Annotated in this window: 32 protein-coding genes; 23 read left to right on the top strand and 9 right to left on the bottom strand. The window is 57.5% G+C overall.

Annotation, left to right across the window (positions count from 1 at the left end):
* Nucleotides 1-204 precede the first annotated feature (204 nt).
* Nucleotides 205-450 (bottom strand): hypothetical protein, encoded by a 246-nt coding sequence (locus FY156_04540; protein ID UXS00813.1) that lies wholly within the window; start codon nucleotides 448-450, stop codon nucleotides 205-207.
* A 93-nt stretch (nucleotides 451-543) separates the two neighbouring features.
* Here FY156_04540 and FY156_04535 point away from each other — a divergent pair, with 93 nt between their 5' ends.
* The 16 genes from FY156_04535 (at nucleotide 544) to FY156_04460 (ending at nucleotide 8,307) form a co-directional block, all read left to right on the top strand.
* Nucleotides 544-1,269, top strand: a complete 726-nt coding sequence (locus FY156_04535) for a helix-turn-helix transcriptional regulator (protein UXS00812.1) — start codon at nucleotides 544-546, stop codon at nucleotides 1,267-1,269.
* Between the two features lie 532 nt (nucleotides 1,270-1,801).
* Nucleotides 1,802-1,993: a hypothetical protein gene (locus FY156_04530; GenBank protein ID UXS03020.1), complete on the top strand. Its 192-nt coding sequence runs from the start codon at nucleotides 1,802-1,804 to the stop codon at nucleotides 1,991-1,993.
* Nucleotides 1,994-2,052: 59 nt separating this feature from the next.
* The gene (locus FY156_04525) at nucleotides 2,053-2,253 is read left to right on the top strand and encodes a hypothetical protein (GenBank protein ID UXS00811.1); all 201 of its coding nucleotides are present in this window, start codon (nucleotides 2,053-2,055) and stop codon (nucleotides 2,251-2,253) included.
* The gene (locus FY156_04520; GenBank protein ID UXS00810.1) at nucleotides 2,250-2,426 is read left to right on the top strand and encodes a hypothetical protein; all 177 of its coding nucleotides are present in this window, start codon (nucleotides 2,250-2,252) and stop codon (nucleotides 2,424-2,426) included. The genes FY156_04525 and FY156_04520 overlap by 4 nt, the downstream gene beginning before the upstream one ends.
* Nucleotides 2,423-2,773 (top strand): hypothetical protein, encoded by a 351-nt coding sequence (locus FY156_04515; protein UXS00809.1) that lies wholly within the window; start codon nucleotides 2,423-2,425, stop codon nucleotides 2,771-2,773. Before FY156_04520 ends, FY156_04515 begins: the two co-directional genes overlap by 4 nt.
* A gap of 98 nt (nucleotides 2,774-2,871) precedes the next feature.
* Nucleotides 2,872-3,165 (top strand): hypothetical protein, encoded by a 294-nt coding sequence (locus tag FY156_04510; GenBank protein ID UXS00808.1) that lies wholly within the window; start codon nucleotides 2,872-2,874, stop codon nucleotides 3,163-3,165.
* Entirely contained in the window at nucleotides 3,156-3,509 is a 354-nt protein-coding gene (locus FY156_04505; GenBank protein UXS00807.1) for a hypothetical protein, read from the top strand. The genes FY156_04510 and FY156_04505 overlap by 10 nt, the downstream gene beginning before the upstream one ends.
* Before the next feature lies 1 nt (nucleotide 3,510).
* Complete coding sequence (gene dnaN / locus FY156_04500; GenBank protein ID UXS00806.1) at nucleotides 3,511-4,659, top strand: DNA polymerase III subunit beta; 1,149 nt, start codon at nucleotides 3,511-3,513, stop codon at nucleotides 4,657-4,659.
* A complete protein-coding gene (locus FY156_04495; GenBank protein UXS00805.1) occupies nucleotides 4,659-5,246 on the top strand; it encodes a hypothetical protein in 588 nt (195 codons plus the stop codon). Before dnaN ends, FY156_04495 begins: the two co-directional genes overlap by 1 nt.
* Nucleotides 5,243-5,815, top strand: coding sequence for a hypothetical protein (locus FY156_04490; protein ID UXS00804.1), 573 nt, complete (start codon nucleotides 5,243-5,245; stop codon nucleotides 5,813-5,815). Before FY156_04495 ends, FY156_04490 begins: the two co-directional genes overlap by 4 nt.
* Nucleotides 5,805-6,170, top strand: coding sequence for a hypothetical protein (locus FY156_04485; protein ID UXS00803.1), 366 nt, complete (start codon nucleotides 5,805-5,807; stop codon nucleotides 6,168-6,170). Before FY156_04490 ends, FY156_04485 begins: the two co-directional genes overlap by 11 nt.
* Complete coding sequence (locus FY156_04480; protein ID UXS00802.1) at nucleotides 6,167-7,024, top strand: DNA adenine methylase; 858 nt, start codon at nucleotides 6,167-6,169, stop codon at nucleotides 7,022-7,024. The genes FY156_04485 and FY156_04480 overlap by 4 nt, the downstream gene beginning before the upstream one ends.
* Complete coding sequence (locus FY156_04475) at nucleotides 7,021-7,386, top strand: HNH endonuclease (GenBank protein UXS00801.1); 366 nt, start codon at nucleotides 7,021-7,023, stop codon at nucleotides 7,384-7,386. The genes FY156_04480 and FY156_04475 overlap by 4 nt, the downstream gene beginning before the upstream one ends.
* Nucleotides 7,383-7,568 (top strand): hypothetical protein, encoded by a 186-nt coding sequence (locus tag FY156_04470; GenBank protein ID UXS00800.1) that lies wholly within the window; start codon nucleotides 7,383-7,385, stop codon nucleotides 7,566-7,568. Before FY156_04475 ends, FY156_04470 begins: the two co-directional genes overlap by 4 nt.
* The gene (locus FY156_04465) at nucleotides 7,565-8,098 is read left to right on the top strand and encodes a hypothetical protein (GenBank protein UXS00799.1); all 534 of its coding nucleotides are present in this window, start codon (nucleotides 7,565-7,567) and stop codon (nucleotides 8,096-8,098) included. The genes FY156_04470 and FY156_04465 overlap by 4 nt, the downstream gene beginning before the upstream one ends.
* Nucleotides 8,095-8,307: a hypothetical protein gene (locus tag FY156_04460; GenBank protein ID UXS00798.1), complete on the top strand. Its 213-nt coding sequence runs from the start codon at nucleotides 8,095-8,097 to the stop codon at nucleotides 8,305-8,307. Before FY156_04465 ends, FY156_04460 begins: the two co-directional genes overlap by 4 nt.
* Nucleotides 8,308-8,507: 200 nt before the next feature.
* Here the strand turns inward: FY156_04460 and FY156_04455 are convergent, their stop codons facing one another.
* The 4 genes from FY156_04455 to FY156_04440 form a co-directional block, all read right to left on the bottom strand.
* A complete protein-coding gene (locus FY156_04455; protein ID UXS00797.1) occupies nucleotides 8,508-8,843 on the bottom strand; it encodes a DUF2934 domain-containing protein in 336 nt (111 codons plus the stop codon).
* 217 nt (nucleotides 8,844-9,060) lie between these two features.
* The gene (locus FY156_04450) at nucleotides 9,061-9,435 is read right to left on the bottom strand and encodes a TIGR02594 family protein (protein UXS00796.1); all 375 of its coding nucleotides are present in this window, start codon (nucleotides 9,433-9,435) and stop codon (nucleotides 9,061-9,063) included.
* Between the two features lie 181 nt (nucleotides 9,436-9,616).
* Nucleotides 9,617-10,171, bottom strand: a complete 555-nt coding sequence (locus tag FY156_04445; GenBank protein ID UXS03019.1) for a methylated-DNA--[protein]-cysteine S-methyltransferase — start codon at nucleotides 10,169-10,171, stop codon at nucleotides 9,617-9,619.
* Between the two features lie 142 nt (nucleotides 10,172-10,313).
* Nucleotides 10,314-10,583 (bottom strand): DUF982 domain-containing protein, encoded by a 270-nt coding sequence (locus FY156_04440; protein ID UXS00795.1) that lies wholly within the window; start codon nucleotides 10,581-10,583, stop codon nucleotides 10,314-10,316.
* A 188-nt stretch (nucleotides 10,584-10,771) separates the two neighbouring features.
* Between FY156_04440 and FY156_04435 the strand changes: the two genes are divergently transcribed.
* The 4 genes from FY156_04435 (at nucleotide 10,772) to sseA (ending at nucleotide 15,567) form a co-directional block, all read left to right on the top strand.
* Nucleotides 10,772-12,220, top strand: coding sequence for a deoxyribodipyrimidine photo-lyase (locus FY156_04435; GenBank protein UXS00794.1), 1,449 nt, complete (start codon nucleotides 10,772-10,774; stop codon nucleotides 12,218-12,220).
* Between the two features lie 121 nt (nucleotides 12,221-12,341).
* On the top strand, nucleotides 12,342-13,379 hold the full coding sequence (locus tag FY156_04430) for a cysteine synthase A (protein ID UXS00793.1): 1,038 nt from the start codon (nucleotides 12,342-12,344) through the stop codon (nucleotides 13,377-13,379).
* Nucleotides 13,380-13,391: 12 nt separating this feature from the next.
* Complete coding sequence (locus FY156_04425; protein UXS00792.1) at nucleotides 13,392-14,129, top strand: alanyl-tRNA editing protein; 738 nt, start codon at nucleotides 13,392-13,394, stop codon at nucleotides 14,127-14,129.
* A gap of 16 nt (nucleotides 14,130-14,145) precedes the next feature.
* Entirely contained in the window at nucleotides 14,146-15,567 is a 1,422-nt protein-coding gene (gene sseA / locus FY156_04420; protein ID UXS00791.1) for a 3-mercaptopyruvate sulfurtransferase, read from the top strand.
* A gap of 27 nt (nucleotides 15,568-15,594) precedes the next feature.
* On the opposite strand, the gene FY156_04415 is transcribed toward sseA, so the two are convergent.
* The gene (locus FY156_04415) at nucleotides 15,595-16,242 is read right to left on the bottom strand and encodes a dihydrofolate reductase (protein UXS00790.1); all 648 of its coding nucleotides are present in this window, start codon (nucleotides 16,240-16,242) and stop codon (nucleotides 15,595-15,597) included.
* 48 nt (nucleotides 16,243-16,290) lie between these two features.
* A complete protein-coding gene (locus FY156_04410; protein ID UXS00789.1) occupies nucleotides 16,291-17,178 on the bottom strand; it encodes a hypothetical protein in 888 nt (295 codons plus the stop codon).
* Nucleotides 17,179-17,336: 158 nt separating this feature from the next.
* Here FY156_04410 and FY156_04405 point away from each other — a divergent pair, with 158 nt between their 5' ends.
* The 3 genes from FY156_04405 to FY156_04395 all read left to right on the top strand — a co-directional run bounded on the left by FY156_04405 (nucleotide 17,337) and on the right by FY156_04395 (nucleotide 20,485).
* On the top strand, nucleotides 17,337-17,804 hold the full coding sequence (locus FY156_04405; GenBank protein ID UXS00788.1) for a DUF1203 domain-containing protein: 468 nt from the start codon (nucleotides 17,337-17,339) through the stop codon (nucleotides 17,802-17,804).
* 96 nt (nucleotides 17,805-17,900) lie between these two features.
* A complete protein-coding gene (locus FY156_04400; GenBank protein ID UXS00787.1) occupies nucleotides 17,901-18,236 on the top strand; it encodes a PilZ domain-containing protein in 336 nt (111 codons plus the stop codon).
* A 260-nt stretch (nucleotides 18,237-18,496) separates the two neighbouring features.
* Complete coding sequence (locus tag FY156_04395; GenBank protein ID UXS00786.1) at nucleotides 18,497-20,485, top strand: bifunctional 2',3'-cyclic-nucleotide 2'-phosphodiesterase/3'-nucleotidase; 1,989 nt, start codon at nucleotides 18,497-18,499, stop codon at nucleotides 20,483-20,485.
* A 42-nt stretch (nucleotides 20,486-20,527) separates the two neighbouring features.
* Here FY156_04395 and FY156_04390 read toward each other — a convergent pair whose 3' ends face one another.
* Both FY156_04390 and FY156_04385 read right to left on the bottom strand, forming a co-directional pair.
* A complete protein-coding gene (locus tag FY156_04390; protein UXS00785.1) occupies nucleotides 20,528-21,070 on the bottom strand; it encodes a DUF2087 domain-containing protein in 543 nt (180 codons plus the stop codon).
* Nucleotides 21,071-21,282: 212 nt separating this feature from the next.
* The gene (locus FY156_04385) at nucleotides 21,283-22,251 is read right to left on the bottom strand and encodes a LysR family transcriptional regulator (GenBank protein UXS00784.1); all 969 of its coding nucleotides are present in this window, start codon (nucleotides 22,249-22,251) and stop codon (nucleotides 21,283-21,285) included.
* Nucleotides 22,252-22,272: the final 21 nt, after the last annotated feature.

Below are 22,272 nucleotides of genomic sequence, written 5' to 3'. Positions count from 1 at the left end.
AAGGGAATCTTTTCGGAAATTCTTCCGGTGAATTTGCTGCGAGCTGCGATTAGCTTCGTAGAGTCCAACCAAGCAAAGGCGGCCCACATGAAAGAGAACCACCAAGAGAGAGTCCGCCGGAGCTGGGAGGAGGAGCGTCACGGCGGGTGCGCAGCAACAAGGGGACGACCCAGCGCGCAGCACTTGAAATGGTTCGGATTGCCGTCATTCCGCAGCCCTCCGAGAAACCCTGAAAAAATCTTCTGCAGAAAGCTGAATGCCTTCCGATTTAGCGTGATCTAAAAGCAGGAAGGCATCGGCCTGAGGAATTATCCCTCCGGTGCCACCACGATCTTTCGGATACATCCACCTGTACACGCGCGAAATGTGCTTGCCTGTTACAACAGACACTCTCTCGATGCCGATTTTGGCAATCACAGACTTCGCCGGTTCTAGGTGGTTTTCGCTCATGTCGCGATCTTTGCGATTATCGCGATTTAATGTCAACCCGTATGTTGCGTTTTTCGCGATGGATTTTTTTGCGAATTACGCGAAAGTCGAGCCATGCAAGACCCACAGCACGAAATTAAGATCTGGCTTCAACAAAAGCTCAAGGCGAAGCGAGGCGCCGCGAATGCGCTTGCGGCTGCAATTGGCGTTACGCCGACGGTTGTGAGCAGGATGCAGCCCGGAGCGAAAGAACAGCGAAAAATCGACGTACAAGAGCTTGAGGCGATCGCACGCCATTTCAACGAGCTTCCTCCAGGCTACGAGGAAATGACGCGCTGGCTTTCGCCAAGCGACCCAGATACCGTTACGGGACTAAAACGACCCCAACCGAATGCGAGTTTCCCGCCTCGTTGGCAGAGCTTCCCAGGCGACGTCTCCATCCCGCTCAGAGGGCAGATATCCGCCGGAGCCAACGGCCGATTTATCATGAACGGGCAGGACATCGCGCGTGTGTTTTGCCCGCCAGGACTGGAAGGCGTTGAAGGCGCATATGCTGTGCAGATCCAAGGAAGCTCCGGAGAGCCTCGCTATTATCACGGTGAAACTGCATGGGCTAACCCTCATGCCCGCTACCGAAAAGGCGACGATGTCATTGTTCAGATTTTAGGCGACAACGAAGACGATGAGGTATCCAGCTACATCAAGCGATATGAAAGCCAAAACTCGGACATCCTGCGGCTCTACCAGTACAACCCCGGCCCCGGTGAGGAACATGAACTGGAGTTCCCCTCAAGTAAGGTTTTCAGCATCCACAAAGTAGTTTTTCACGCCATGCTTTGATTAAGTTGATCAACCCGCCATGTCGGGCGGATGGTCAAATTTCTAAATGCCGGAAGGGTTTTTGGGCACTCACTGCACCTGATCTTCCGGCACAGTTGCATGTAGTTAAAGACGCCGAGATCACCTACTCTGCGCAAGTTATCCAAACCTAGAATTCTCGAATGACCGCAATCGTCACAGGCCACATACAGGCTTGAAAGCTCGACAATGAGCCTCATTGCATGCGGGTGATCAATTGGCGGCCTCTTCATTTTTGCCTCAATGTTCTGGTTACGTTCACGCTAAAAAAGCATCAACTCAACAGAGAGTCGAGTCTGATTTTTATTGATTCGGTCGCCCAATGGCGCAAAACGTCTTGCGGTTAAAAATATCGACGTAGCGATTATCGCGATTTTAACTCTTGACTTATTTTGCGATTATCGCGAAATTCCGTCCATTCGAACTTACACGGTTCGGAAAAAGACCGGACGGCGACCCTTACCCCCTGCCTCGCGCCGTCCGGTCCACCCCTTAACGGATGGAGACCGCAATGCTGCATATCAATACCAAAACCGACTCTGAGCTGAAGGACGCCATGTCCGACGCAGTCCTTCGCGTTGGCGACGGCTGCACGGTAACCGACCTGCGCCAATGGTTCACTGATGCCGAAATTAGGCGTTGCGGCACAGAGGCTGTTGTCCGCGCCTACGATAAGCGCGTGCTGGAAAAGCGCGCAGCCGCCTGAAACATCCGTTCCGGTTTCCGTCTCTGCGGAGACGGTTTCCCGAACGGATGGAGGCCAACTTGACCCAGATATCCCCCGCTTACCCGCTAACCTGTAAAAACCTCGGCACCTTTCACAAGGCGCGCCCGATGCCACTTTGCCGCACGATTGTCATCAGCGTGACTGCTGTTGCCTTTATCGCGCTGTTGATGGCCGCGTCGATCTGCGGTTCCCGCGTCGTCGAGTACGAGCGCCACCTGGCAAGGGATGCGCGCACATGATCCGCATTCTCTTTGTTCGCTTCCGCATGGAAGCAGCCAGCGAGGCAATGCGCTCCGACATTGAGGCGCTTTGCGCAATCGAGATCGTAGTTATCACCCTTGCGCACTTCCGCTCCACGGCACCCGCTGTGCAAGTCGTCGACCTGCGCAATCAGGGGGGTATCTGGCAATGAGCGCCGAGATCCACATCCTGCCGCACCGCCGCCCGCCCGTGCGCCTCGTGTTTTCCAACGCGACAGCGACCAAGTCGGAAGGCGATGCCTACGTCGAGCGCCAGCTCGCACAGGCGAACACGCAGCTTATCGGCGCACAGGCCGATATCGCCCACGCTTTCGAGGTCGTGACCAAAGGCCGAAACCTGCCGGACCATGACGCAACCATGGTTGGCGATACGCTGGAATCCATCCTGCGCGCCGCCTTGCCCATCATCAACATTTCTGGAGCCAGCAACCGCGACCGCGATCTTATGCGCGCCCTGCGTCAGTGGCTCCAGGTCAACGGGAGCATGAACAATGACTAAGGCCGCAATCGCACACGAGGCGCGCACCATTCAGACCTACGTCGGCGTGTTCTTCGCCGCCGCGCTGTTGGCTAGCCTCCTGATCTGGGGTGCGTGACATGAAGCAGAACAACGCACCGGGCCGCGCCAAGCTGCCAAACAACGTCGGGCTTCTGCAGTGTGCCAACACCGGCATGGGACGCATCCAGATCGCCGAGCACTACGGTGTGGAAGTCAAGCAAGTAACGGCACGCTTCACGCGCCTTCATACAAAAGTGCCGATGATGGGCAAGACATACCACGAAGCCCATTTCAATTTTGGAACCGTCGTTATCAGGCGCTTTGGCAGCAGCATCACGTTGCCCTGCCCGAGCATGTACGCCGCCGTATTGGAGAGCCGCAGATGTTCGTAGATCAGGAAGTTACTGTCGATTTCGCTAAATACGACAATGATGCTCGTGTTTTGGCGTGGTTGAAACGGCATCGCCTTCAAGCTGAAAACCTGTCGGATCTGACGTTCAGCGCGAAAGTTCAGGTCGAAATCGGAGACCTCGACGATGACGATATTGTCGAGGCCTACGATAAGCTGAATAAGCTCGACGACAGCGATCTGTATCACGTGGGGCAGGCATACCGCCGCATGGCAGAAGGTGACGTTAACGAGGCGATGGAAATCCTCGCTCGTCACTTTGATCTTGCCCCCCCGTCCCATGAGCGCGCAATCGGCGATTTGCTCACAGGCAAGCGGAACGGCTGACATGAGCAACCAGCCATTCCATTTCCGCGCACACCGGTCTGTGCTTCTGACAGCTCTCGCCGCAGTCACCGAGGCTGTGCCGACCAAGGACAACATTCCAATCCTTGAAAACGTGCTGCTGCTGCCGGAGGGCGAACGCCTGCTGCTGCGTGGCACCAATCTTGATATCGAGGTCGAGACACGCTGCGACCTCCTGGAGACCGGCGACGACGAAGGTCTGACGATTGCTGCAGACGAGTTCTATCGCATCGTCAAGAACATGCCCGAGTCAGCCGAAATCACGCTGGCCCCTGGCAAGTTTCCCGGTCAGGTTTCTGTCAGCGGCGGAAGATCCCGCTTCAATCTTCACACCCTGCCGGCGTCGGATTTCCCGTGCATCGGTACAGAGAGACCGGCATTGGCGTTCGTCACGCAGTCGAACCAGCTCGCGGACGCTCTCGGGAAGGTGTCTCACGCCATCAACACGACGATGAAAGATCGTACGCACCTGATGGGCGCATTCATCGAAGGGCTTGAAAATGGCAAGCTGGCAGTCGTCGCCACGAATGGCCTCAAGCTAGCCGTGTCACGTCACACGCCGCAGAGCCTCAACAAGTTTCAGGCTCAGATCGTGCCGACGAAAACCGTCCAGGTGTTTCGCAAGCTTCTGGGTCAGACGAAAGCGCCCTGCTCAGCTTACATTAATGATCGAAAGATCGTCATCGAGTGCGAAGACATCACGATCGTTTCGAAGCTCGTCGACGGTCAGTTCCCGGAATATTCCCGCATCATTCCGAAACGCAACGTCGTGTTCCTGCGCGCGAACCGGGACGCGATAAGTAAGGCGATCACACGCGCCTGCGTCATTGCTGGAGACACGACCAGCGAGGCGATCAAGTTCAACGTTGCCGATGGCTCCATGCAAATCGAGTTGTCGACCAGAGACGGCCAGAACGCAGCAGAAACCGTCGATGTTGAGTTTGACGGCCCGGGACACCTGCGCGGTTTCAACGGCGTGTACGTCAACGAGACTCTCTCCAGCATTTCCACCACGTCGTTTCGACTTCACGGCACAGACCCCGGAGCACCGGGACATTTCACGCCGGATTGCGATTCAGACGACGACTACGCCGACGACGACTTTATCGTCATGCCAATAAGGGTTCAGTGATGACGCAACCATCAAGCAACATTCATCAGATCAACGGCCCGACCATACTTCTCGGCTCCGGAACGTACTTCAACTTCCACAATCCCGAAGCGGCTGAGCTAACGATTGAAGATGTCGCCTACAGCCTCTCGTTTCAGTCGCGGTTTACCGGCCACTGCGTCAGTCGCCGTACTGGAGAGCGCGTCTATTACCCGATCTCGCAGCATTGCGTCGTAATGGCCGGTCACGCCGAGCCAGGGCACAAGATGGCAGCGCTGATGCATGAAGTCGGCGAAGTTACCTGCGGCGATATGAACGCACCCCTGAAATCGGAATGCCCGGACTACAAGCGCATCGAGAAGCGCTGCGAAGCGGCAGGACTGGCTCGGTTCGGGGTAGAGGTGCGCGATCCTACGTACATCAAGTTTCTCGACATGCGGATGCTTGCAACAGAGCAACGCGACCTTATGCCAACCAAGGGCGAAACGTGGGGAATGATCAAGGGCGTCGAGCCGTTCGATGCGGAAATTTTCCCATGGGAAAACCCGCACAAGGCCGCCGAGATCTTCCTCGAAACATATCACCACCTGCGGAGGAGCGGACTATGAAGAAGCCCAACGCACATCTTACCAACAAGCGGCGGCGCGATGCTGCGTACGCGCAGGGCTTTGAAGAAGGGAAAATTGCAAGTCAACGCGAGCTTGGATTTCGGTGGCTTCCTACAGTCCATGCTGATCGGTCCATAACGGACGTTCAGGATTTCTCAGAAGTCGGCATTACGCTTCGCATGTCCGATCGCTATTGGGTGCGAGATGAGGACGGCCGAATTTATGAAGCCGTCTGGACTGACGATAAGAATGGCTATTGGTGGGATCTCGAAGGAGAAAGCCCGTCCAACCCGATTGAATTTATGCCCCATCCACACGATACGCGCTTCTCGGGATATGCCACGGCGCAATCCTTGTCGGTCGAAGAATGTGTCGAGGTCGCCGCCAAGGCGATCTGGGAATTTCGCAACCGGCGAGGTGGTGGAAGCCTGATATGGGAAAGTGTCATCGCGGCGCGGAAAGAGTTTCCGAACACCTACGAAACTGCGCTTGATGCGCGCGATGAAGCAAGGGCGGCGCTTAACGCGGTCCTGCAATCTCATGCGGAGGGCGTCAACGATGGACGCTGATCAACTCCACATCCTGCAGCACTCCCTTGGCCTCGATGAATACGGGCGCGGCTCGATGTATCGCAACCACTTCGTGACCGGCGAAGGAAGCAAAGACCATGCCGCCTGCATGTCACTTGTTGCGGCTGGCTACATGGCTGTCCGTAAGAACCATCCGCTCGCGGGAGGAGACGACTGCTTTACCGTGACCGAGGAAGGCAAGCGCGCAGTCATTGCCAACAGCCCTTCTCCGCCCAAGCTCACCCGTGGCCAGCAGAATTATCAAGATTACCTGGACTACGACGGATCGTTGCCCTTCATCGAATTCCTTAAAATGAAAGCCTACTGCCGAGCGCTGGAGGCGGGACGAGCATGACGCCAACTCGACCAGCTATGCGTTGGCATGGAGGGAAATGGCTCCTCGCGCCATGGATCATAAGCCACTTTCCTGAGCACCGCACATATGTCGAGCCGTTCGGAGGGGCTGCATCAGTCCTTTTACGGAAGCCGAGATCCCATGCCGAAGTCTATAACGACCTCGACAATGAAGCTGTGAATCTCTTTCAGGTTCTCAGATCTTCGCGGGCCGATGAGCTCGTCGAGGCAATTCGCATGACACCCTTCGCCAGGGCGGAATTCGCTTTGGCATATGAGTCCTGCGAAGATCCGGTAGAGCGCGCGCGCAGACTTGTTACACGGTCCTTTCTTGGCTTTGGCGGTGATGCCGTCAAAAACCGTACGACAGGTTTTAGGAACGACAGCAACCGTAGTGGAGGCCCTCCAGCTAAAGATTGGGCCAACTATAGTGATTGCCTTCCTGCACTCATCGAGCGACTGCGTGGAATTGTAATAGAGAGCCGACCCGCTGATTACGTCCTTGGCAAATTCGACGGCGCAGAAACGCTTTTCTATGTCGATCCGCCCTACGTGCACAGCAGTCGAGATCTCGGCGGAAACGGCAAGCTTCCAAGGCATACCTATGAATTTGAGATGTCGGACGATGATCACATCCGTCTCCTTGAGCAACTACGAGCGCTTAGCGGCATGGTTGTCCTGTCCGGCTATGCATCGAAGCTCTATGACGATGCGCTATCCGACTGGAAGCGCGTGACCCGTTCTGCCCTGGCGGATGGCGCGCGCGAACGCACGGAAGTGATTTGGGTTAACCCGGCCGGCAGAGATCGTCTCGATGCGATGCAGGTTCCGCTATTCCTTACGGGGGTAGCATGAGCCGCCGCCAGAACATCCGCGAAAAGATCATGAGTCGCGTCAAGATTGACCCGGAAACAGGATGTTGGACTTGGACCGGCCCCACGTCCGGCACCACTGGACGAGGCCACGGATACCCCCGCATGTCTCTCGGTGGGCAGACCGTCGCAGTTCACATTGCGATGTGGACGAACGAGCACGGCTATATTCCCGGTAAGAAGGAACTCGACCACAAGTGCCGGAACCGCCTCTGCGTCAATCCGGACTCAGACCACCTCGAAATGGTAACGCGCAAGCGCAACGCGCTGCGCCGTGAAGAGGCTCGACGCATGCGTTGCGAGGAGGTCCGATCAGGTAGCTCGCAACAGGGAGGCGAGCAATGATCAGGTTAGCAAGATTTCTAATCAGCCCAATCATCAGCCCTGCTGATATGGTTCTTTATCTGGTCATTCTAAGGTTTGGCGCCGAAGGCGATTGGCTCAGCGCCTTAGTATACTTCATCGCCATTATCGTAGTCACCGTCGCACTGAAGCGGATCGCCGCATGGAAAGGCGGTGGCGAATGAACATTGATGAAGCCAAAAGAACCTACCGGGAACTGCGCGATCTGATCCCGCTTGTGTCCGATCAATGGGAGCGAACATATAACGCTCAAACCAGCCAGGCGGAAATCTGCCAACGCGACCACATGACAGGCGAGATCTCGCCAATCGTCATCATTCGCCCCGAATGCCCGTATCACGACGGCCAGCTGGTCGAGAAGTCGCTTATCTACATCCGGGCGATGGTGATGTTGATCGAGGCAGCAACAGCTAAGATCCGCAGACTTGAGGCGCAGCAACAGCCGCCGGCGCAGCGGGAGAAGAAAAAGGACCACGCCGCAGAGTGCGCCATGCTGTGCGGTAAGCAGGACTTCCGCCGCTATCTCATCCAGAACCACGCCCTAGCCGAAGCATCAGACGACGAACGCGTAAAAACCCGCGTGCGCAACATCCTCAACATCAAATCCCGCGCCGAGCTGAACACAGATCTGGCAGCCACAGCGAGGTGGAAAAAGCTTCGCGGGGACTTCACGAGGTGGAAGGAAGGTCGATGAACGGCTTTACCCACCAAGGTGTCACCATAGAGAGACTTGAGGAAATGCTGTTATTCGCAGCAAAGGTCGTAGACGTCAAAGGCCCAATTGCGCAGCCTTTGCTCGATAGAGTGGAACGCGAGTATCTTGCTGCCATCGAAGCAAAAAAACGGGGCACGCAGAGCGCTCGAATACGCGATCTCATAGGAGCCAATCGGGCTACATTTTAGATACAAATACGACTACAACCCGGCCTCATGTGAGGCCAGATTTTTATCAAGCACCTGTAATCATTGCATGTATATCGAGTTAGATAGTTCGATCACACGCCGGCCCGGGGAGCCATTCTTCTCTTCAAGAGAACTTTTCACCCAATACCGCTGATTTCCATGACGACATAGCCGTTTGACCGGCTATTGGTCCCAGAGACCTATTTGGTCTTCTTTTTCGCACTCGGGCGTTTGGTCGCCACTGTCGTGTTTGTGACCGCAAGCGGATCGCTTGCCGGGAAGCTTTCTTCCAGACCTTCGGTCAATTCGTCCTTATCATCGGCCCGTGAAGCCTTTTGTTCGTTCTGAAGGGATTTTACGGCTGGCGACTTCGGTTTGCGCTCAGCGGGCTTCTTGACCGGTTTTTTGGCGGTTTCTGTTGCGACTTCGCGCTCCGCTTCCGCCCAGTGCCGCTCATGAGAACCTTCCGGTCTGCCTTCCTTTTCCCAAAGGGCGTGCGCCTTGGCACGGATAGAGCCTTCACGATCTGCAGTCATAACGAACCTCCCTTTGATCTCATCCATATGACAACAAAAACAGAGAAAGATGACATTTGTTCCTCGTTCCTGACTATGAAGAGGTTTCATTTGACGGTCGTCAACAGCAGGCTGGATGCGCGGCGCAGTTTCCTTCAAAAAAGGCATAAAAAAAGCGGGCCTCAGCCCGCTCTTTTGGAATTGCCAGTGGCACGGTGTCGGGTCGGCCCGAAAACGGTTAGCGACGCACCGACACGATGGACTTGCGGCTGAAGTTTGAAACCTGCACGCGGCCCGACTGGTTTCCGCCAAGGATCTTTGCCGTCTTGCCGCTCATGCTTTTCAGGATGCCGGCGTGATAACCGCGGCCGTTGCGGACAACAACGACATCACCGGGTTTCGCCTGGCCCACCGGCACAGCGTAACCGAAAGACGTCCAGGATTTGGCAAAACCATAGGATTTCGGAGATTGCCGCCCTGCCTTGCTGGCAACGGCGTGGAGGAAAAGACCGCACCAGGGGGTGACGCGGGGATTGGCACCCAGAATGTTCTTGAGGCTCTTGTTATTCTTGGTCTCGTGCAGACCCGAATATCTTTCTGCCTGGTTCAACATTCCGGCAGAGGCTGACGCCGCCGCTGTTAAAGACACTACAGCGGCTAGAAATAACGCGGATACTTTCAAACTTGTCGCCCTTTTGTTAGAGGGCGCCCATGTATTGGGACAATTCAACGACAATTTGACGAGATATTGGCGAAAATTTGGACGGTCTATACAGCACGAATCTGTCGTTGCTTCAAAACAGGCTGCCCTGGGCCTCGTCGTCGGAAGCCCGCCCGGCATTTTCCAGTGCCAGCATCCGCAATTTCGTCGTTGAGCCGCCCGGTGCGGAAAAACCGCCAAGCCTGCCGCCGGCGGCCAGAACGCGGTGGCAGGGTATGATCAGCGGCACCGGATTTTTCGCCATCGCCTGCCCCACATCGCGCGCCTTTTCCGGCCCGCTTCCCAGCGTCTTTGCAACCGCGCCATAGGTGGTCGTGTTGCCCCAGCCAATAAGGCGTACAGCCTGATAGACATCGAGATGAAAGGGTTCCGCTCCGGCCAGATCAACCGGCGTCCTGGAGAAATCCGTCGCCTCACCGGCGAAGTAACGAACGATGCTCTCGATGATCCGCCGCAGTTCATCATCCGGTGCTGCAGCCGACAGGGACGGGACCCGCCGCATCAGCAGCTTTTCCGTTTCGGCAGCATTGGCGCCCGGCAATTGCAGACGTTTTATGCCTTTCGCGCCCCAGGCAAGACCGCAATGGCCAAGCGCGGTCGGAAAAACGATATAGCCCTGATTTTGCATCGTAACGTGCCGATCACCTGTTGTGTGTGGCAAAGTTCGCCCCTCATGGCCACATTTTCAACCCGTTTTGCGAAGGCCCCAACAAAAAAGCCACCCGCACCGTTACGGATGGCTTCGTTCGAGATGATTTTCCGGTTGAAAATCAGGAGGCGATCTGACGATCCTCGTCCATCAGGCATTCGGCCTGCCGGCTTGCCGCGATGAACGCCGCTCTGGCGATTTCGCCATCAACGCTCCCCATCAGAGAGGCGCGGCAAAGTCGTAGCGCCTGCTCATAAGCCTGTCCGGTGCGCTCCGGCCATTCGTGCTGCAAGAAGTCAAACGCTTCGTAGGCGCCGTTGAAAATTCTGGGCGAGCCGTTCTGCAGGGAAATGGTAACGGGGGTTTTCCATTTGATGTCGTTCAGAAGCATCGATTGTACATCCATAGTTTATTGCCCCGTTGAAACATTGGCGCCTTCACTTGGTTCCCGCCCCCGACGGTTTCAAGTCTAAAAAAATCCTCATCAGAAAACCGCGTCCGTCCATCTTCCCATTCTAGCCGATTTGAGGAACAAAGCCGTTCAATTGTCATTCAAGCAGAGGTGAACCGGAAAAGCCCATGTCAACAAAGCCCTCTGCCGTTATCGTCTGGTTCCGCAAGGACCTGCGCCTGTCCGACAATTACGCTCTGCGCGCTGCACTCGATCACGGTGGGGCGGTGATTCCCGTTTATATCAGGGATGACAAGGCTGGATCGGCCGGTCCTCTGGGCGGCGCGCAGGAATGGTGGCTGCATCATTCGCTGGAAGCCCTGGCGGCCTCGCTCGACACATGTGGCAGCCGCCTTCTGCTTCGCAGCGGCAAGCCTTCAGACATTCTCCATTCGCTGATCTCGGAAACGGGCGCCGAAACGGTCTTGTGGAACAGGCGCTACGATCCCGATGGCATGGAGACGGACAGCAAACTGAAAGAGGCGCTTCGAGGTGACGGCCTGACGGTGAAAAGCTTCGCGGGCCACCTCATGCACGAGCCATCGCGGGTCAAGACCAAAGGCGGCGGCCCTTACCGTGTCTACACGCCCTTCTGGCGGGCGATCGAAGGCGCCGAGGAGCCGCATGTGCCGGCAGAGGCACCGGATAAGCTGACAGCACCCGGCACCTGGCCGAAGACGGAAAAACTGGCCGACTGGAAACTTTTGCCAACCAGACCGGACTGGGCAAAGGATTTTGCCGATCTTTGGACGCCGGGCGAAGCAAGCGCGCAGGAAAAGCTTGAGGATTTCATCGACGGCGCGCTGAAAGGTTACGAGGAAGGCCGGGATTTTCCCGCCAAGGATGCCACCTCCATGCTCTCGCCGCATCTGGCGCTTGGCGAGATATCGCCTGCGGCTGCATGGCATGCGACCAAGGGGCTGTCGCACAAGATCGGGTCTCAGGATATCAGCCGTTTCCGCAAGGAACTGGTCTGGCGCGAATTCTGCTATCACCTGCTGTTTCATTTTCCTGAACTGGACGAGAAAAACTGGAACGACAGTTTCGATCCTTTCCCATGGAAAAACGACAATGCGGGCTTCAATGCGTGGAAGCGCGGCATGACGGGATATCCGATTGTCGATGCTGGAATGCGGCAATTGTGGAAGCATGGCATCATGCACAACCGTGTCCGCATGATCACCGCGTCCTTCCTCATCAAACATCTGCTGATAGACTGGCGCAAAGGCGAGAAGTGGTTCCGCGATACGCTTGTGGATGCCGACCCGGCATCGAATGCCGCCAACTGGCAATGGGTGGCCGGATCGGGCGCAGACGCCTCACCGTTCTTCCGGATCTTCAACCCCGTGCTTCAGGGCGAAAAATTCGATGCGAATGGCGACTATGTGCGCATGTTCGTTCCCGAACTGGACAAACTGGAGCGGAAATACATCCATAAGCCATTCGCAGCACCGAAGGACGTGCTGGAAAAAGCCGGAATCGAGCTTGGGACAACCTATCCGAAACCGGTCGTCGATCATCAATTTGCGCGACAGCGGGCACTCGATGCCTACTCCGGCCTCAAGAAACACGCATAAAAACGGGGAACGGCAAATTTTTGCGTGGCAGACGCAAAGCCGGGAAGATAATTTCTTGTCACGATGCAGTTGTAACGGGACATAACCCCTCTTAGTTTCTGCTCAGACAAGAAGGCTCGCCATGACCATTCACTCCTCTGCGCTTACCGCCATCGGCAACACGCCACTCATCCGCCTCAAGGCTGCGTCCGAAGCGACGGGCTGCGAAATTCTCGGCAAGGCAGAGTTTCTCAATCCGGGCCAATCGGTGAAGGATCGCGCCGCGCTCTACATCATTCGTGACGCGGAACGCCGTGGCCAGTTGCGGCCGGGCGGCACGATTGTCGAGGGCACGGCAGGCAACACCGGCATCGGTCTTGCACTCGTCGCCAACGCGCTTGGCTACAAGACCGTCATCGTCATTCCGGAAACCCAGAGCCAGGAAAAGAAGGACGCGCTGAAGCTTCTTGGCGCCAAACTGGTCGAGGTTCCGGCTGTCCCCTATTCCAACCCGAACAACTACGTGAAGGTTTCCGGGCGCCTTGCCAAACAGCTTGCTGCGACCGATCCGAACGGTGCGATCTGGGCCAACCAGTTCGATAACATTGCCAACCGGCAGGCCCATATCGAAACGACCGCGCCCGAAATCTGGGACCAGACGGACGGCAAGGTGGATGGCTTCATCTGCGCTGTCGGTTCGGGCGGCACGCTGGCTGGCGTTGCTGACGGTCTTCGCGACTTCAATCCCGACATCAAGATCGGTCTTGCCGATCCCGATGGTGCGGCTCTCTTTGAATATTACACCAATGGCGCGCTGAAATCGGAAGGCTCATCCATTACCGAGGGCATCGGCCAGGGACGCATCACCGCCAATCTCGAAGGTTTCCGCCCCGACTTTTCCTACCGTATTCCGGACGCAGAAGCGCTGCCGGTGCTGTTCGACCTCGTTACAAAAGAAGGCCTGTGCCTGGGTGGTTCGAGCGGCATCAACATTGCCGGCGCGATCCGCCTTGCCCGCGAACTCGGTCCGGGGCATACAATCGTGACCATTCTTTGCGACTACGGCAACCGTTACCAGTCAAAGCTCTTCAACCCCGACTTCCTGCGCTCGAAGGGCCTTCCCCTTCCCGCCTGGCTGACGGAAAAGAGCGAGATTTCGGTTCCGTACGAAACTGTTTGAGGACCTGCCGAAATGCCTGTGAATGCCCTGTTTCGTGACGATTTCTATCTTTCAACTGCAGAAGCGATCGTTACGGCGGTGCATGAAGACGGCGGCATCGAACTCGACCAGACCTGCTTTTACGCCACGTCGGGCGGCCAGCCCGGCGATTCGGGCGTGCTTGAACGTGCCGATGGCTCGAAAATCGACCTTGGCGTGACCAGGCACGGCGCCGACAAGAGCGTCATCATTCACGTTCCGCTCGAAGGTCAGGCGTCGCCCGCTGTCGGCGAAAAGGTGACGCTGCACGTGGACTGGCCGCGTCGCTACAAGCTGATGCGCATGCACACGGCCTGCCATCTGCTGTCCGTTGTCTGCCAATGGCCGATCACCGGCGCAGCGGTGGGTGAGGACGAATCCCGCGTCGACTTCGACATGTCGGAAACGATTGACAAGGACGACGTAACGGCCAAGCTGATGGAGCTGGTGAAGGCCAACCACCCGGTTTTCCTGCAATGGATTACGGATGAAGAGCTTCTGGCCAATCCCGGCATCGTCAAATCCAAAAACGTGCGCCCACCGGTCGGCCTTGGACGCGTGAGCCTTGTCTGCATTGGCGAGGCATCCAGCATCGACAGCCAGCCGTGCGGCGGCACCCACGTTTCGGAAACAAAGGAAGTTGGCGACATCCACATCGCCAAGATCGAAAAAAAGGGCAAGGAGAACAGGCGTTTCCGTATTCGTTTCGGCACACCTGAAGCTACGGCCTGAGATCGGGAGAAATATCGTGAGCACGGATAAAAGCCGCTTCGTCGTCTCGGCGGACTGGGTAGAGGCGCAGCTTGGCACGCCAGGTTTTCGCATTGTAGATGCTTCCTGGTATCTGCCGGCGCACAAGCGCAATGGCGCGGAAGAATTTGTCGCCGGGCACCTTCCGGGTGCCGTGTTCTTCGATCAGGACAAGATCGCCGATCACACCACCGGCCTGCCGCATTCCCTGCCCTCGCCGGAATTCTTTGCCGAAGAGGCGGGCAAGCTTGGTCTGAGCGACAGCGACACGATCGTCGTTTATGACGGTCCGGGGTTCTTTTCCGCGCCACGCGTATGGTGGATGCTGCGCGTCATGGGCGTGCAGAAGGCCTATGTGCTGGACGGCGGCCTGGATGGCTGGAAACGCGAGGAGCGCCCGCTCGAAACCGGCACGCCCGAGATTGCGCCCGCAACCTTTACACCTGACTTTGATGAAAGCCGCGTCACCTCCCTGTCGGCCATGCGCAGCATTGTCGACAGTGGTGAAAAGCAGATCGCCGATGCGCGTGGCGCCGGCCGCTTTACCGGCGATGAAGCGGAACCGCGTGCCGGCATGCGCTCCGGTCACATGCCCGGCGCCCGCAGCCTGCCTGCCACGGCCTTTTCCGAAAATGGGCACTTCAAGGATCTCGCAACGCTTCGCAAGATGATCGGCGATGCCGGTATCGATCTGTCGAAGCCCGTCGTGACAAGCTGCGGCTCCGGTGTAACTGCCGCCGTCATCATGCTTGCGCTGGAATCGCTCGGCCATTCCGAGAACTCGCTTTATGACGGCTCATGGTCGGAATGGGGCGGACTTCAGGATACGCCCATTGTTACCGGTGCGGCCGACGCCGTGCCGACCGTGTCGCATGGACCGCTGAAAGCGCATGTGACGCAACTGGAAATGACGTCGCCGCCGAAGGTCAGCCTGCCGATCCCGGTCAACATCCAGACAGCGCTGATGCGGGTCAACAATATTCCCCTGCACTTCTACCGCTACCTTTACTGGCGCGTCGGCAAGCGCTGGCACTGGCAAAAACGCATGCGCATGAATGATGCGGCGCTTTCCGCCGTGCTGCGCGATCCGGCCAACAGCGTGACAGTGCTTTACATGAATGGCGCCCCGGCCGGTTTCTTCGAACTTCACAAGGTCGATGAGGACGTGACCGAACTGTCCTATTTCGGCCTTCTGGAAGAGGCAATCGGTGCTGGTGTCGGCAAATGGTTTCTGCTGCAGGCGCTCTACGCCGCGTGGCAGGACAATCCGAAGCGCGTGACGGTTACGACCAACACGCTCGACCACCCACGCGCCCTGCAGCTTTACCAGATGATGGGCTTTTCGCCGGTTGGGACTTACGAGGCCTGGGTCGAGCCGCTGACCGAAACGGAACTGCTTGAAATTTCAAGAAAGAGCTGAGTGGCAGGCTCGTCCACAGGCGAGCCCCTATCCGGTTCTTCCAATCAAAAGGTGCGTGGCGTTTTCGCCGCGTACCGTTTCACGGCACTGATAACCGAGGGCAGGCAGATCAAGCCCGGACAGCAGGTTTTCGCCCTTGCCCAATAGCACCGGCGACTGGGCAAGATGCAGATCATCGATCAGTTGCTGCTCCAGATATTGGCGGATCACGGAAACGCCGCCGCCCAATCTCACGTCCTTGCCGCCTGCCGCCGCTTTTGCTGCTTCAAGTGCTTCCTCGATGCCATGCGTGATAAAGTGAAACGTCGTACCACCCTTCATGTCGAAGGAGGCGCGTGGATGGTTTGTCAGCACGAAGACCGGCACGTGGTACGGCGGCTCTTCGCCCCACCAGCCCTTCCAGCTCTCATCCGGCCACGCGCCACGGACGGGGCCGAACATGTTGCGCCCCAATATCCAGGCGCCGATATTTTCGAAACCGCTGGCTGCGAAGCCTTCGTCTACGCCAGTCGATCCTCCGTCCTGGCCGAACATCGTCCTGAAGGTCTTCGTGCCGAAAGCCCAGTTGTGGAGTGTTTCGCCTTTAACGCCCAGCGGGTTTTGAAGGCTTTGATCCGGGCCTGCGCCAAAACCATCCAGTGAGATTGAAAAACTGCGAACGACCAGCCGTGACATCTCATCCTCCTCATATGTCGGAGGAAAAGGTAACAGAGTTTGTTCGGGTTACAATTCCAGGCCGAGATTCACTGCGGTCGGAATTTCCTTCACCGACTCGCTTTCCTTCTCGCTTCCGCCTTCCGACAGATGCGCCGAGATCAGCTCCGCCTGGAACTTGCCGAGTTCGTAGCAATAGGTGATTTCGCGGTTTTCCGCCGACCAGTAGACATCGGGTCGACCGCAGGATTTTGCCGTCAACTTGACGTCGCCCTTCAAGGCGTAGGCGCCGAAGCTGCGGCTGATGAGATCGAGAACCTTCGATTCCCGGATCATGATCGCGTAGGATTCAAGCGCCGGATCACGGGCTGGTTGATAGCTGATCGTGAACTTGCTGGTTGGCTTGCCCACCTGATGCGGACGCAGGAAATCTTCCCAGGCCGAAGCGATCGCCGGATAGGATGCCTCGCATTTCCGGAAATCGCCGCCCTCAAGCCCCATCATGGCGGCAAGGTCGCCGTACCCTTCCTTGTCCCGTCCGACCATCAGGCATGCCATGTCACGGTCACGGTTCTTGTTGGGAATGAGGACCGAATGAACCGGCGGCTCATGCAGAGGCAGGCTTTCCGCGTCGCGGCCGAGATACCAGCTATCGGTGGCATTGACGAGCGCGGTATCGAGCCACTCCTCATTGGCCTGAAGGATCATTGTTCCGGCCAGTTGATCGGCAGGCTCCTGGCTGCTGCCGGCATCCGCAACACCGAAGTCGGTAATCATCATCTTCGCGCTTTCATGATAGAGCGAGAAGATTGCATTGCCGATGACGAAGTTGACCGCCTGCTGAAGCTGATCGTCCGAAAGGTCGTCCAGACCCGAGGCAAATTGTGCCTGGACGTGCGTTGGCGCAGTCAAGGAAACAAGGACCATCGGCAAGGCAGCCAGCAAACGACGGATCATGAAATCGGACCTTCCGGAATCGAGGAGAAACACTGATTCCCCAAGGCAACGCATCCCGCAATGGGGTGGTTGCATCCCATCGCAAGAATCGGGTGGATAGCCGAGCGTTTCGGGCTCATAGCGGCAAAGTAGCAACGCCTAACAGACCGGAGCCCACCATGACCCAAATCGTTTTTACCGCCATGTCAGAAGAGGACGCCGCAGCCTTTCGCGCCGGCGAAGCCGATGCCTATGGCAATGCACCGGAAAAAGCCGTGTCACCGGGTGGCATGCCCTGCCGCCACTGCCTCGGCGAGATCGGCGAAGGCGAAGGCATGCTGATCCTCGCCTATCGCCCCTTCAGCGCGCTGCAGCCCTATGCGGAGACCGGGCCGATCTTTCTTCACGCCGATGAATGCCAACGCTATCCCGAGACGGATGCGCTGCCGCCGATGCTGGAAAGCCCCGATTACATCGTGCGCGGATATGGCAAGAATGAGCGCATTGTCTATGGCACTGGCGCCGTGACCGCGACGGACCAGATCGCCGCGCGTGCCAGCCAGCTTCTGCAGCGTGACGACGTCGCCTATGTGCATGTTCGCTCGGCCCGCAACAATTGCTTCCAGTGCCGCATCGATGCCGCGTGAATTCGCAAATTGCCTGCAATTTTAAGGATAGTGCTAAATGCGGTTCAAGCTTTGTGTGCCAGCATAGGACAGTCGAAACAATTGCGTGAGCAGACAATGACGAACAATCTCAACATGCCAACGCGTGGCGCGCAGCGCAGCAGGACCCGGATTTTTGCCACCGTGCGTTATGTCAATCAGGCAACAAAGGCGCGCGTGATCGATCTTTCCGAAACCGGCATGGCGCTGGAGCTGGACGGAGCGTTTTCTGCCCAGAAAGGCAGCCGCGTGAAGGTGGAGAGCGAGGACCTCGGTTATCTCGAAGGCGTCGTTCAGTGGCAGCACATGAACCGTCTGGGACTTCAGCTGAAGCTCTCGACCAACACGCTGGCGCAGCTTTCCTCCTACTTCCGCTTCTTCCACGAAGAGGTAAAGCCGACCCTGGCGCGCTAGCGCCTGCGGGATATCCGATCGGAAAATCGCTCCGTTTCATGCCTGAACGGGGCGATTTCTCTTTTCATTCTTGCCGTCTGACAATGCCTTGATCCTCGTCGGGCCCGTCAGCACATTCCGGTCAATCGACAAAAAATTTATCAAACGGTTGAAAAACCTCACGACCGTCACCGGCTTGTCATTTTGGTGATGGACTCCTCTGCGATTGCTTCTAGGTTGTCATCTTCATGACAATGCACGCTTCCACTGAAGGAGTTCCCATGTCGCCGCACCTTGCCCTCCATCCGATCACCAGACGCTCGCTTCTCGGCGGCATTGCCGCTTCCTCGGCCTTCGTGGTGCTGCACCCCTTCGCGGCGCGCGCCGCAAACAATCAGGCGCATCTGCGCATCATGGAAACGACGGATATTCACGTTCACGTCTTCCCTTACGATTATTACGCCGACAAGCCGAACGACACGATGGGCCTTGCCCGCACCGCGTCGATCATCGATGCCATCCGCGCCGAGGCCGGAAACTCGATGCTGGTCGACAATGGCGACTTCCTGCAGGGCAATCCGCTCGGCGACTACATTGCCTATGAGCGCGGCATGAAGGCCGGCGACAAACATCCCGTCGTCAACGCCATGAATGTGCTGGGGTACGATTGCGGCACGCTCGGCAACCACGAGTTCAACTACGGGCTCGACTATATGTTCAACACGCTGGCCGGCGCGAGCTTCCCTTATGTCTGTGCCAACCTGACCAAGGGCCAGCTTGCCTCCGACCCGAAGCAGGACGAACTTTTCTTCAAGCCATACGTCATCATGGAAAAGCAGATCCGTGACGGTTCGGGCGCGACAAGCCCGATCAAAATCGGCATCATCGGTTTCGTGCCGCCGCAGATCATGATGTGGGATTCGAAAAACCTCGAAGGCAAGGCGCAGACCCGCGACATCGTCGAGGCGGCAAAGGCCTGGGTTCCGGTGATGAAGGAACAGGGCGCCGACATCGTCATCGCACTCTCCCACTCCGGCATCGACGGCAAGGGACAGAGCGAACGCATGGAAAACGCCTCGCTTTACCTGGCAGGCGTGGAAGGCATCGATGCGATCTTTACCGGCCACCAGCATCTGGTCTTCCCCGGCCCGAAAACCTGGGACGGCATTGCCGGCGCCGATCCCGTGAAGGGCACCTTGATGGGCAAGCCTGCGGTGATGGCCGGCTTCTGGGGCTCGCATATGGGTCTGATCGACCTGCTGCTCGAAAAGGACGGCAAGAGCTGGAAGATCGTCGATTTCACATCGGAAGCACGGCCGATCTATCACCGCGACGACAATCGCAAGATTGTTGCCGATGTGAAGGACAAGCCGGAAGTCGTGGCGGCGGCCAAGGCGGAACATGAGGCAACGCTTGCCTATGTGCGTCGCCCCGTCGGCAAGACATCTGCCCCGCTCTACTCCTATTTCGCGCTGGTGGCCGATGATCCGTCCGTTCAGATCGTCTCCAATGCGCAGACCTGGTACATCAAGGACATGCTGAAGGAAGGGCAGTACAAGGATCTGCCGGTGCTTTCGGCTGCCGCTCCCTTCAAGGCCGGTGGACGTGGCGGTTCGGACTATTACACCGATGTCCCCGCCGGTGACATCGCCATCAAGAACGTCGCCGACCTCTATCTCTACCCGAACACCGTGCAGGCGGTCCTGATCACCGGCGCGCAGGTGAAAAACTGGCTGGAAATGTCGGCGGGCATGTTCAACACGGTCGAAGCCGGCACCAAGGACGCACCGCTGTTGAATGCGGACTTCCCTTCCTACAATTACGACGTCATCGATGGCGTGACCTACCAGATCGATGTGTCCAAACCGGCGAAGTTCGATAAGGACGGCAAGGCGGTCAATCCGGACAGCAACCGCATCGTCAACCTGCAGTTCGAAGGCAAGCCGATCAATCCGGAACAGAAGTTCGTGGTTGCGACCAACAATTACCGTGCCAGCGGCGGCGGCAAGTTCCCGGAGATCGGTACGGACAAGATCATCTTCGTGGCACCGGATACCAACCGCGATGTGATTGTGCGTTACATCATCGATCAGGGCACCATCAATCCGTCGGCCGACGCCAACTGGTCGTTTGCACCCGTCGCCAACACCACGGCGATTTTCGAAACCGGTCCGAAGGGCCGGCAGTTTGCCTCCGAGGTCAAGGGCGCGAAGATCGAGGAAGCAGGTGACGGCGCGGAAGGCTTCGCCAAGTTCCGCCTCATCCTCTAACACCGAAAAAACCTCCCGGCGCTTTCATGCCGGGAGGTTTTCCTATTTCAGTGCATTGACCGCTCGCAACAACAGCGGCAGCTCTGGCGGAGGTTTCTGTTCGACGCGCTGATAGTCGCTGCCGTCCCTGTTTCGGCGCACAAGCCCAAGCCCGAACATATCGCGCCTCAGCATCGCAGCATCGCCAAACAGATGCAGTTCGTTCAGCAGATTGCTGAACTGCTTTTCCGTGAACCGTTGCCCGGCGGGAATTTTAGACCAGAGGTACCAGAGGCAGAGCTCCTGCTGCGAGCGCCGGGCAGGCCATTGCACCAGTCTGCCGTCCCGGTCGAAAAGCCTTGATGATTTCAGCACCCGGCTTTCGTTTGGCGCAGGGAGCATGCCGATAACAGGAGCCAAGCCTTCAACCGGATTGCTGCGAGCGGCCCGCAAATGCTGAACATTGCGAAATCCGGCAGCCCGGCTCAGGAGATTGAGCATTTCGACATGCGACGGCTGATGGTCGAGCCTGTTGATCTGCTCGCGGACAGATTTTGCGAAGGTGGAGAGGTCTGCGACCTCCATGGAAAGAAGCGAACGTGGCATAACTTACCCTCAAGTGTGCCATTCAAGATTGGTGTCGCTGATCGCCGGCTTTCGACGTGGCACGGGATAAGTGCTGTCTTCGAATGTTGCGCAGGTTTAGCTGCCCTTGCGGGACGGCGATGCCTCGGTGAACTGCTGACCGTGGCTTAAATCTATAGCCAGCAGCTGCGCCCCGTCAATGCGCAGCCGCCAGACAGCCAAACGGCAGCATCTCACTCTGCGGCGACTTTGAGTTTCTTGTCCGTTCCAGCCTCGATCAGATCGTGGAAATTCTTCTGGTTCGGGCATTGTGACAGACGCGTCTGAAACGCTTCCATCAGCCATGTTCCGGCCGGACCGGCGGGCGTATCCAGCCTGCGCAGGGCAAAGAGTGGATATTCGCCCTGCTCGTAGGCGTCGAGATCGAGCACCTTCAGGCCGCCATTGACGAGATCATTGCGCACGAGCGAGGCGGGAAGCCCGCCCCAGCCGAGACCGCCCTTGATGAGCTGATATTTCGTGGCGATATCGCTGACCTTCCAGGTCTTGTAGGAGAGCACGTTGAAGTCGCGTCCCTTTGTCAGACCTGAAGCGTCGGTGACGACAAGCTGCACTTCCTCGCGCACATCGGCCAGAACAAGCGGGCGCTCGATCTGAGCCAGCGGATGATCTGCCGCGATGACCGGCAGTAGGAACGAATGGCCGATCTTTTCGGTGACCAGTTCATCATCCTGCCGCAGCAACGCGCCGCCAATGCCGATATCGGCCTTGCGGCTCAGCACCATGTCCATGACCATGCCAAGCTCACCGACATTGAGGCTCAAGCCGATGGTCGGAAATTGCCGACGAAAATCGCGCAGCACCGCGACGACGGCTTCGGCCGGAACCATGGTGCTGATGGCCACGGACAGTTCCGCCTCCAGCCCCTGTTTCAGCCCTTTTGCACGTGCGCGCATTTCCTGCAGCCCGGCCACGATGCGCCGGGCATCTTCGAGCATGGCGCGTCCCTCGTCCGTCAATCGCGGCTGGCGCACGCCATTGCGCTCGAAGAGCGTCACCTCAAGCTGCGCCTCGAGATTGGCGATGGTGTAGCTGACCACGGATTGCGCACGATTGAGAGCGCGCGAAGCAGCGGAGAAGCTTCCCGTTTCGGCAACCGTCAAAAACACCTGCAACTGATCGAGTGTCGGGTTCGCGTCCATGTCCCATCCAATTCTTCGATA

Origin of the sequence: Agrobacterium tumefaciens (genome assembly GCA_025559845.1) — a bacterium.
GTDB lineage: Bacteria > Pseudomonadota > Alphaproteobacteria > Rhizobiales > Rhizobiaceae > Agrobacterium.
The sequence above is the reverse complement of the archived record's forward strand: the minus strand, read 5'-3'. Positions and strand labels throughout refer to the sequence as shown.

Coding starts and splice junctions, on each gene's coding strand:
- FY156_04540 (UXS00813.1), bottom strand. CDS start 450: ATGAGCGAAAACCACCTAGAACCGGCGAAGTCTGTGATTGCCAAAATC.
- FY156_04535 (UXS00812.1), top strand. CDS start 544: ATGCAAGACCCACAGCACGAAATTAAGATCTGGCTTCAACAAAAGCTC.
- FY156_04520 (UXS00810.1), top strand. CDS start 2,250: ATGATCCGCATTCTCTTTGTTCGCTTCCGCATGGAAGCAGCCAGCGAG.
- FY156_04515 (UXS00809.1), top strand. CDS start 2,423: ATGAGCGCCGAGATCCACATCCTGCCGCACCGCCGCCCGCCCGTGCGC.
- FY156_04510 (UXS00808.1), top strand. CDS start 2,872: ATGAAGCAGAACAACGCACCGGGCCGCGCCAAGCTGCCAAACAACGTC.
- FY156_04505 (UXS00807.1), top strand. CDS start 3,156: ATGTTCGTAGATCAGGAAGTTACTGTCGATTTCGCTAAATACGACAAT.
- dnaN (UXS00806.1), top strand. CDS start 3,511: ATGAGCAACCAGCCATTCCATTTCCGCGCACACCGGTCTGTGCTTCTG.
- FY156_04495 (UXS00805.1), top strand. CDS start 4,659: ATGACGCAACCATCAAGCAACATTCATCAGATCAACGGCCCGACCATA.
- FY156_04490 (UXS00804.1), top strand. CDS start 5,243: ATGAAGAAGCCCAACGCACATCTTACCAACAAGCGGCGGCGCGATGCT.
- FY156_04485 (UXS00803.1), top strand. CDS start 5,805: ATGGACGCTGATCAACTCCACATCCTGCAGCACTCCCTTGGCCTCGAT.
- FY156_04480 (UXS00802.1), top strand. CDS start 6,167: ATGACGCCAACTCGACCAGCTATGCGTTGGCATGGAGGGAAATGGCTC.
- FY156_04475 (UXS00801.1), top strand. CDS start 7,021: ATGAGCCGCCGCCAGAACATCCGCGAAAAGATCATGAGTCGCGTCAAG.
- FY156_04470 (UXS00800.1), top strand. CDS start 7,383: ATGATCAGGTTAGCAAGATTTCTAATCAGCCCAATCATCAGCCCTGCT.
- FY156_04465 (UXS00799.1), top strand. CDS start 7,565: ATGAACATTGATGAAGCCAAAAGAACCTACCGGGAACTGCGCGATCTG.
- FY156_04460 (UXS00798.1), top strand. CDS start 8,095: ATGAACGGCTTTACCCACCAAGGTGTCACCATAGAGAGACTTGAGGAA.
- FY156_04455 (UXS00797.1), bottom strand. CDS start 8,843: ATGACTGCAGATCGTGAAGGCTCTATCCGTGCCAAGGCGCACGCCCTT.
- FY156_04450 (UXS00796.1), bottom strand. CDS start 9,435: ATGTTGAACCAGGCAGAAAGATATTCGGGTCTGCACGAGACCAAGAAT.
- FY156_04445 (UXS03019.1), bottom strand. CDS start 10,171: ATGCAAAATCAGGGCTATATCGTTTTTCCGACCGCGCTTGGCCATTGC.
- FY156_04440 (UXS00795.1), bottom strand. CDS start 10,583: ATGCTTCTGAACGACATCAAATGGAAAACCCCCGTTACCATTTCCCTG.
- FY156_04435 (UXS00794.1), top strand. CDS start 10,772: ATGTCAACAAAGCCCTCTGCCGTTATCGTCTGGTTCCGCAAGGACCTG.
- FY156_04430 (UXS00793.1), top strand. CDS start 12,342: ATGACCATTCACTCCTCTGCGCTTACCGCCATCGGCAACACGCCACTC.
- FY156_04425 (UXS00792.1), top strand. CDS start 13,392: ATGCCTGTGAATGCCCTGTTTCGTGACGATTTCTATCTTTCAACTGCA.
- FY156_04415 (UXS00790.1), bottom strand. CDS start 16,242: ATGTCACGGCTGGTCGTTCGCAGTTTTTCAATCTCACTGGATGGTTTT.
- FY156_04410 (UXS00789.1), bottom strand. CDS start 17,178: ATGATCCGTCGTTTGCTGGCTGCCTTGCCGATGGTCCTTGTTTCCTTG.
- FY156_04405 (UXS00788.1), top strand. CDS start 17,337: ATGACCCAAATCGTTTTTACCGCCATGTCAGAAGAGGACGCCGCAGCC.
- FY156_04400 (UXS00787.1), top strand. CDS start 17,901: ATGACGAACAATCTCAACATGCCAACGCGTGGCGCGCAGCGCAGCAGG.
- FY156_04395 (UXS00786.1), top strand. CDS start 18,497: ATGTCGCCGCACCTTGCCCTCCATCCGATCACCAGACGCTCGCTTCTC.
- FY156_04390 (UXS00785.1), bottom strand. CDS start 21,070: ATGCCACGTTCGCTTCTTTCCATGGAGGTCGCAGACCTCTCCACCTTC.
- FY156_04385 (UXS00784.1), bottom strand. CDS start 22,251: ATGGACGCGAACCCGACACTCGATCAGTTGCAGGTGTTTTTGACGGTT.